The organism is Sinorhizobium fredii USDA 205 (assembly GCF_001461695.1).
Classification (GTDB): Bacteria; Pseudomonadota; Alphaproteobacteria; order Rhizobiales; family Rhizobiaceae; genus Sinorhizobium; species Sinorhizobium fredii.
The window spans coordinates 1-7,684 of sequence record NZ_AUTC01000028.1; the positions used below are offsets into that span (position 1 = coordinate 1).

A 7,684-nucleotide genomic window follows, 5' to 3' on the forward strand; every position below is an offset into this window, starting at 1 on the left:
CCATTGCCCCCGCCGCAGCGGCGCGCGCCATCAATATCGGCGCGCCAAGATCAAACGCCGCAGCACTAAATCCATAGCGCCGTGCCAGCGTCAGCGGGCCAGTTCAATCCGGCTTCAATGAGGTCGCGCCCGGCGTCAGTTCGCCAGCCCATCCCTGCGCGACCTCACAGAACCCTCCCGATTCCCTTTTGCGGAGATTTGTGATTCACCGTGATGGGAGGTGGATCATGGGCAAGAGCTATTCGTCGGATCTTCGTGATCGCGTTGTTGGGTTTGTCGAGGCGGGGCATTCTCGGCGTGCTGCGGCGCGCCATTTCGGGGTCAGTGAGAGTTTTGCAGTCAAGCTGATGCAGCGCGTTGAGCGGCATGGGACGGCGGCGCCGGTCCGTCAGGGCCGCCCGCCGGGCGGTCGGCTTGTGGCTTTCGAGGCTTTCCTGGTCGCGGCGGTTGAAGCAAAGCCGGACATCACCATGCCGGAACTGGCGGCCCGGCTTTCGGCGGAACGAGGCATGAAGGCCGCCCCGGCCGAGCTTTCCCGTTTCCTGTGTCGGCGCGGCTTCACATATAAAAAAAGTCCTGATGGCGTCGGAGCGCGCACGCGCGGCGATCCGGGCTGAGCGGCGCGTCTGGATCGAGCTGCGCCAGCCGAGGATGCGGCTCGAGCCCCATCGCCTCGTCTTCGTCGACGAGACCTCGGTGAACACCAAGATGGTGCGGCTGCGCGGCCGCAGCCTGCGCGGCACGAGGCTCATCGCCGATGCGCCGTTCGGCCACTGGAAAACGCAGACCTTCATCGCCGGGCTGCGCTGCCATGGCATCACCGCCCCCTGGGTGATCGAGAAGGCGATCAACCGGCCGGCCTTCGACACCTGGGTCGAAACCCAGCTCGCGCCGACCCTTGCCAAGGGCGACGTCGTCATCCTCGACAACCTCGCCTTCCACAAGAGCGCACGCGCCGCAGAATGCCTCAGAGACAGGGGCGCCTGGTTCCTGTTCCTGCCGCCCTACAGTCCGGACCTCAACCCTATCGAGATGGCCTTCGCCAAACTCAAGGCGCACCTGCGCGCCGCCGCAGCCAGAACCTTCGACGCACTCTGGAAGGCAATCGGCAACATCTGCGACCTCTTCAACAGAACCGATTGCTGGAACTACCTCAAGGAAGCTGGATATGCGTCCGATTAAATGTCCGATGCTCTAGCGGAAAGTCTCAGTTGGCTGCTGAAGTTCGCAGCGCACGAGTCTTTGCTATTTCCGATCTACGACAGGCTTTGCGAATAATCGCGCAGGGGTCCGACCTTGCAGTAATGTGGCAAGGAAGGAGGGACGGCGTGAAACCAGGGTGTAGAGCAAAGGCTCGTCGGTCCGGGTCCACGGCGCAAGCCACACCTGGCAGTTCGCACCCGCGGCGCCGGCGAGGGTACTGAGAATTTCTCGGACCAGAGAGGTATCAAGTTTGGTGGTGCGGGCGATGCCTGCTTCTGTGCGCAAGTCGAAAGCGGGATCGAGAAGAGCCGCGAGGACGGCGCGCACAAAGTCCGGCCGTAAGTCGGCCGCCGGGAGAGGCCAGCCTTCGATCTGGTCGCGCATCACCAGCTCCTGCAGAAGTGTCAGGCGGATATAGTCGACGATCCTATTCCGGCCGACGAGCAGCAGGAAGTTCAGCCCGAGCTTCATGCGAGCGCTCGTCGTCTCGGTGCTGACAAGACGCCGCGCGACGGCGACCAGTCGCGCCTCGATGCGTTTGACCAGCAATGCGAAGGCGTTTTCGTCTATTCGCGCCCAGCGAGGATAGGGCACCTCCGGCAGGGCATCGCCGACGAGGGGAATGATCGGTACATAGTCATGCATGCTGCCGTCCGAAAGGGTCTTGCTGATCACCGCGTTTCGCCGTTCGGCTGCGCCCTCCGGCCCGTGTAGCGTCTGATGGTTCTTGTCGATGGTGAGATGGCGCATCAAGAAATATTGGCAGTTACGGCGGCCGAGCTGGTAGTCGTGGTCGCGGAACGCCTCCAGGACGAAACCGCCGAAGCCGCCGAGCAAACCGCTTGCGATCGAGAAGGTCTCCTCCCGCTCCTCGCCGCCGGGCGTACTAGGCGGCACGCGGTGTGGCGAGATCATGAACCGGCTGTGGGTGCCTTCGGCGGCGACGGCGAGCAACTGATCAGGCTTGAAGCGTACCTGCTGGCGGAGCGCCGTCACCACGCGCCTGGCAATGCTGAGCACCCCGAGCGGCGGTTCGCCATCGCCGAGAAAAGGTGGCCCCTCGGGAAAGGGCGCGATCATGATAACGGCTCGATCGGTCTTTTCGGCGTTCCGTTCATTGGGCCGGGGCGGGTCCTTCATCAGGGTGAAGCGGACATATTCGAACGGGTCGTTGTTGATGAGGCCACCATCGACAGAGACGAACGAAAAGGGATAGTCTTGCGACGACGGGACATGCCACGCGTCCGGCCACGTGGGTATTGGTTTGAGCTCTGATTGATCCTCGGAAATCGGAAACTTCGCCTTTGCATATTGCGAGGTGGCCGTCGCTATCACGCGCGGTGAAAGGCCAATCGGGAAGGCGCCGGAGGCGAGGGCGGCATTGGCGAAGGCAAGCCATTCCGGCGGGCGCGTCGACGCGCCCGTTGCGCCGAACAGTGACGTGGCCGCGATCGACGTGCCCGAATCTGTGTCGGCGAAGGGGCTGGGGGACGGCTTCCACGTGCCGATGCCCTCGACCACGTAGTGCACGCGGTCGGCGTGCGTCATCATGTTGTATTGACCGCCGCTGAAGTGGATCGCGTAAGGCACGCCGCGCAAGTTCGACAGCATCATGTAGAAATGGAGCGAACTGGCGACATAGGGGCGTGGGCTGAGGGTACCCGTCGCCTCCAACGCCTCAGCCCCAATCGCGGTCAACACGTTGGCGTTTAAAACCGAGATGACGGGCCGCCCGCCCGCCAGGTCTTTGAGCGACAGCAGGTCGGGTGAGCCGTCGGGGGAAACCAGCGTCGGGCGGGTCACCCAGGACCGGTAAAGACGTCCGAGAGTGAAGCGGATGTTCTGGCTGCCGGGGGCGGGACTTGGGAAGGTCGCGGGAGCCTCGCGGCCGCCGGCGGCGATCACGCCAATGGCGGCGGTGATCGCGCCAGCAGAGGCCCCGGAGAGCGCCTTCAGGCGAACGTCGTATTCCGGCAAGTCGGGGGCCCCCTCCGCCTTTGCCTTTTCCCATGCGTCGAGTGCCTGGATCAAAAAGTCGAAGACTCCGGCCGAATAGGCGCCCGCCGAAATCGCGCCCGACATCGCAATGCCGATTTCGAAGGTCGGTTTGGAGCCGTCGGTCATCACTGTTCCCTCAGTTGAGCGGCGCCGCATTGATCCCGGCGGGCGCCATGACGTTCGTGCACGGCTGCCGCCGGCTGCCTACAATGTCTTCAGGTATGCAATGAGCGCCGCCTTCTCATCCGGCTTCAGCGCCGGGCCGATCACGCCCGGGCCGGGGGTGTCGCTGAATTCGTGACCGGCATTGCTGTTGCCCGGCTTTGCGGTGTCGAACTTGAAGCCACCCTTCAATTCGTCCGTTAGATAGCCAAGCTTGTCCGGGTCGTATTCGCGATTGCCGAGCCAGAACGTCTTCGGCCGTTCGCCGGCCGGGGAAAGCAGGGCATCGATGGTCGGCACCGAGCCGTTGTGCAGGAAGGGCGGCGTCGCCCAGATGCCGTCGAGCGGCCGTCCCTTGTAGGCAAGCGGCGCCTGGATGCCGTTCTGGCGATTGCCATTCATGATCCCCCGTTGCTCGGCCGGCACCGGCGGGGTCTGGTTGTCGTACCAGCGAGCGGCTGTCTTTGCGACGAGCGCGCCGAGCGCGCTGCCGAACGAGTCGGTGTCGATGCCGAGCTCGGAGGGAAGCTTGACCTTGCGCTCCGCCATGCTTTGGGCCTGGGCCGGATCCGTGCCGATATTCTCGACGTTGATGATGGGCACGCGGAGATAGCGCTCGCCGGCCGAATTCTCGTTCGTCCAGTGCTTCTGCTCCCAAAAGCCCTCACTGCCGACCGGTGGCAGGTGGCAGCCCTGGCACCGGTCGGCGTAAACTGCGGCGCCCTCGGTTGCGAGTTTGGTATCGATCGAACCGAACAGGTTGGAAGGCCAACGCGGGGGACGCAGGCCGGTGAAGCCGTTCTCTGCCGTCGGTTGCTTGCCGGCCAACTGCTGCTCGATCTCGAAAATCGTGTCGACCTTCACCGTCGAGGCAAAGAGTGGCTGCTCCGACTTGGTGAGATTGATGAAGGCGCGGACCCCCAACGCTTCGCCCGCATTGCGCACCATCGGCTGCATGATCGAGGCATTGTATTGGACCCAATCGAACCAGGACGTGTCCCAGATATGTGGGAAAGCGACTGGCGCGGATTGAGCGACGTAGTTCTCCGGCCGCTCAAGGTCGAGCGAGAAGACCTGGTTGCCGATCCGGTTGAGTGCATCCAACCGGCCGAACCCCTCTTCGATACTTTTTTCGGCCACCTTCTTTTCGAGATCGACTTCGATCCTGCCACCCGCAAGCACCTTGTCGAGCTGTTTCTTGAGCACGGCCCTGGCTTTTTCATCCGCCTGCGGCCCGAGCACTGCCGTGGCGAAGCGGTCGAAACGGAAAGGCGCATAGCGGGTGAAGAACAAGGCCAATCCTGAAGCCTTGCGGAATTTTCCAAGATCGGTGAGTGCCGGGCCGCCATCGACCATCACGGCAGTACCCTTGTAAGTGAAGCGACCGGTGTGGCATGCCGCACAGGTGAGCCCGACGGTGGTGAGCGGCCTGCCGGTCGCTGGGTTGACCCACGGTTGGGCGGTTTTGGGATCGACAAGATCGCCGCCATGGGCAAAGCCGACCGGAAGGCCGGATGAATCCGCCGTAATGAAGCCGAAGCGGTCGAGATAATCGCTGGACAGGAAGGGCGGCCCGGCTGTCAGCGTGAAGGTGGGCTGCTCCAACGCCGCCAGCCATTCGTAGGGCATCGAGAAGGTCACCGTGCCCTGGTCGGCATGGTGCATCCAACCGCGTTGTGATTGTGACCAGTTCTGCTCGAGCCAGGTGACCTTGTCCACCTTCGGATAGTCAGGAAGATCGACGCTAAACATCCGAACCACATAATAGAGGCCGGCTGCGACCAGCACGGTGAACCCGAGCAGGATAGGCCAAAATCGCGACTTGCGTTTCATGCGTCTTTACCCCCAAAGCTTGAAAGCGCCCCTTCCAGTGCGGCGTGGTCCTCTAATTATTCTGGGGCGGCGGCACTGCCGCCCGCGCCGCTCGCGCGCCCGGATAGACGATTGCGCGTGCGTGACCGAGCGATGCGTAATCATCTGGACTGGTCGCCAAAGGAATGCGAATGCATTCCGGGCTCCGGTTTGGATTCATCTCCAGCCGGCTCACGGCCGCCTGGTCGTCGATGACCTCGTTAAGGCGAATTTCGAACATGTCCACCCAGGGGAACCAGTATTCGTTCCACGGCTGGGACGGGTCGAACAGCTCGTGATTGCCGACCGGCGGCGGCGGCGTGTCACGCAGCTGCGCCTGCAGGATGTAGCGCACGTCACTGCGCCTGACGCGGTGAATGAAATCCTTGCGCAGGAAGTCGGGAGCCCGATCGTCGTCAGCCTCAGCGTCCATGGATGGATGGCCGTTAGCCTTGAATTCGGGGCGCGGCAGGCCGCGATCGGGGCCGCGGTCGGCGTTGATCAGCCGGAAGCGGACGTAGCGGCTGACGCCAGTTTTGTCGATGAATTCGAAACAGACCCAGGTGTGATACCGCGAATCCGTGAACGAGCCGCGGAGTCATCAGATGCGTGCCGCCGATAAAGAGGTCAAGACGCTCGTCGTAAAGGCGCACGCGCAGCCGGTGCCCGATGAGCCGTGACGGCACGGCATGTTTGGTTGGTATCGAAGCCTGCAGCGGTTCGCACTACTGGGCGCGGGAGATCGGCGCACTCGGCCACGAGGTACGTTTGATTCCGCCGGCCTATGTCAAACCGTTCGTCAAACGGGGGACGACGGATGCAGCCGACGCTGAGGCGATTAGTGAGGCAGTGACGCGCAAGACGATGCGCTTCGTTCCGGTGAAATCCCCCGAACAGCAGGCGGCGGCGATGGTCTTGAAGACACGCGCCCTTCTGGTTCGTCAGCAAACTCAGACGATCAACGCGCTACGTGCTCACCTGTCCGAACTGGGGATCATTGCCGGCATCGGCACGGCGAAAATTGCAAGCCTGATCGCGATCGTGCGTGATGAAACCGATGCGCGTCTCCCGAACGCGGCCCGCTTCGCTTTGACGGCAATTGCGGATCAAATCGACGCACTGGCGCTGCAGATCAACAAACTCGAGCGAGAGCTTGTCGCCGAAGTGAAGCATGACGAAGACATGCGGCGGCTGGCCACAATCCCTGGCGTCGGAGCCATTACGTCGGCCTCCATCAAGGCGCTTGTCCCAGACCCGGGTGGGTTCAAATCCGGGCGCCATTTCGCCGCATGGCTGGGATTAACGCCGAGATCCCATTCGAGCGGAGGCAAGGAGCGATTGGGCAAAATATCGAAGATGGGCAATCCCGAGCTTCGCACTCTGCTCGTCGCCGGTGCAACCTCGGTCCTGCGACATGCAAGAGGCAACCACAAAGCCCCACGGTGGCTAGTCGCACTGTTAGCGCGACGGCCTTTCAAGGTCGTTGCGATCGCGCTCGCCAACAAAATGGCGCGGATCATCTGGGCGCTCCTGACCAAGGGCGGAACATATCGCGGTCTCGAGAGCAGTGCGGCCAGCTCATAAGCTGACAACGAACATCACGAACTGCGCGGCACGGTAGCCGCCAGTGGCAAGGTGCGCAAACAAGCGATGATTCCACAACGGGACGAAATCCCGAGGCGAGAGAGGCCAGCGCGCCATTGCGCTTCGAGCGCGTTTGGTTGATCAGTCACTCGTTTCGCGGATTTCATCGAGGCCAGCGGTCCACAGAACCGCGCTGATAGGCCGGACATATGACCGCACCGTTCCCGCGGGATGAATCGCTGAAAAATGCCCTTGCCAAGCGGGTCGTTCCACATATGTCGCGCTGCAGCCTGACGAAGTCAGACGTCTGTCAAAGCGACGTCTTCGCTGCCAGTGTGTGCGGCAGCCGTCAGCTATTGAATGCAGTCTAACACTTGGTGCCCGTCCATCATCAGCTCAGTGAGACAAGCGGGCATCCTTCAAGCGGTCGGCTACTAAGGTTAGCTTGCGGCCAGACATATGTGGCCATGCTGACCTATCCTCTTCAGCCTAGCCAAAAGCCTCGCCGCGCGGCTACCGCTGCACGTCGGTCGCGCGACCCCTGGCCGAAGTTGCTTGGCTGGTGGCGTGAGCCCACTGCCATAATTGTCGTGCCAGGCGCAACTCCACCGCTACGTTGCCTGGATGCGCGACGAACGCGTTCGCTGTTTCGTAGTGGCGGATCGGTCTCCTCCTTGTCCACCGCTCGCCAGCGGGTAACTGCTCATCGTCTCTCTTTCCGGCACCCCCGCACCCGCAGGCGATAGTGACAGCGCCGATAGGCTTGCACCTGCGTGCGACCACTCTTCCATCTCCTCAATAGCCTCCATCCAAATAAGCGATTTTACATATCTGCTGAGTGTAGAGCGACAATCTGGCTGAGATCAGCGCGACAATCTGGATGAGA

4 protein-coding genes and 1 pseudogene are annotated in these 7,684 nt (G+C 62.4%); 2 read left to right on the forward strand and 3 right to left on the reverse strand.

Features of this window, described 5'->3' with window-relative positions; all coding sequences use genetic code 11:
- The first annotated feature begins 227 nt into the window (after window positions 1-227).
- Window positions 228-1,182 (forward strand): IS630 family transposase gene (locus tag N181_RS30965; RefSeq protein WP_086018849.1). Its coding sequence is split into 2 segments (ribosomal slippage): window positions 228-575 and window positions 577-1,182, totalling 954 coding nucleotides; the frame shifts between segments, so codons are not numbered across the junction.
- Between the two features lie 63 nt (window positions 1,183-1,245).
- Here N181_RS30965 and N181_RS04435 read toward each other — a convergent pair.
- From N181_RS04435 to N181_RS04445, 3 genes are all read right to left on the reverse strand, one after another.
- A complete protein-coding gene (locus N181_RS04435; RefSeq protein WP_015633459.1) occupies window positions 1,246-3,327 on the reverse strand; it encodes a patatin-like phospholipase family protein in 2,082 nt (693 codons plus the stop codon).
- A 78-nt stretch (window positions 3,328-3,405) separates the two neighbouring features.
- On the reverse strand, window positions 3,406-5,196 hold the full coding sequence (locus tag N181_RS04440) for a di-heme-cytochrome C peroxidase (RefSeq protein ID WP_014857747.1): 1,791 nt from the start codon (window positions 5,194-5,196) through the stop codon (window positions 3,406-3,408).
- Between the two features lie 52 nt (window positions 5,197-5,248).
- The gene (locus N181_RS04445; protein ID WP_014857746.1) at window positions 5,249-5,647 is read right to left on the reverse strand and encodes a catalase family protein; all 399 of its coding nucleotides are present in this window, start codon (window positions 5,645-5,647) and stop codon (window positions 5,249-5,251) included.
- A gap of 254 nt (window positions 5,648-5,901) precedes the next feature.
- Between N181_RS04445 and N181_RS04450 the strand changes: the two are divergent.
- Window positions 5,902-6,798: pseudogene (locus tag N181_RS04450) on the forward strand (IS110 family RNA-guided transposase); the annotation flags it as partial.
- Window positions 6,799-7,684: the final 886 nt, after the last annotated feature.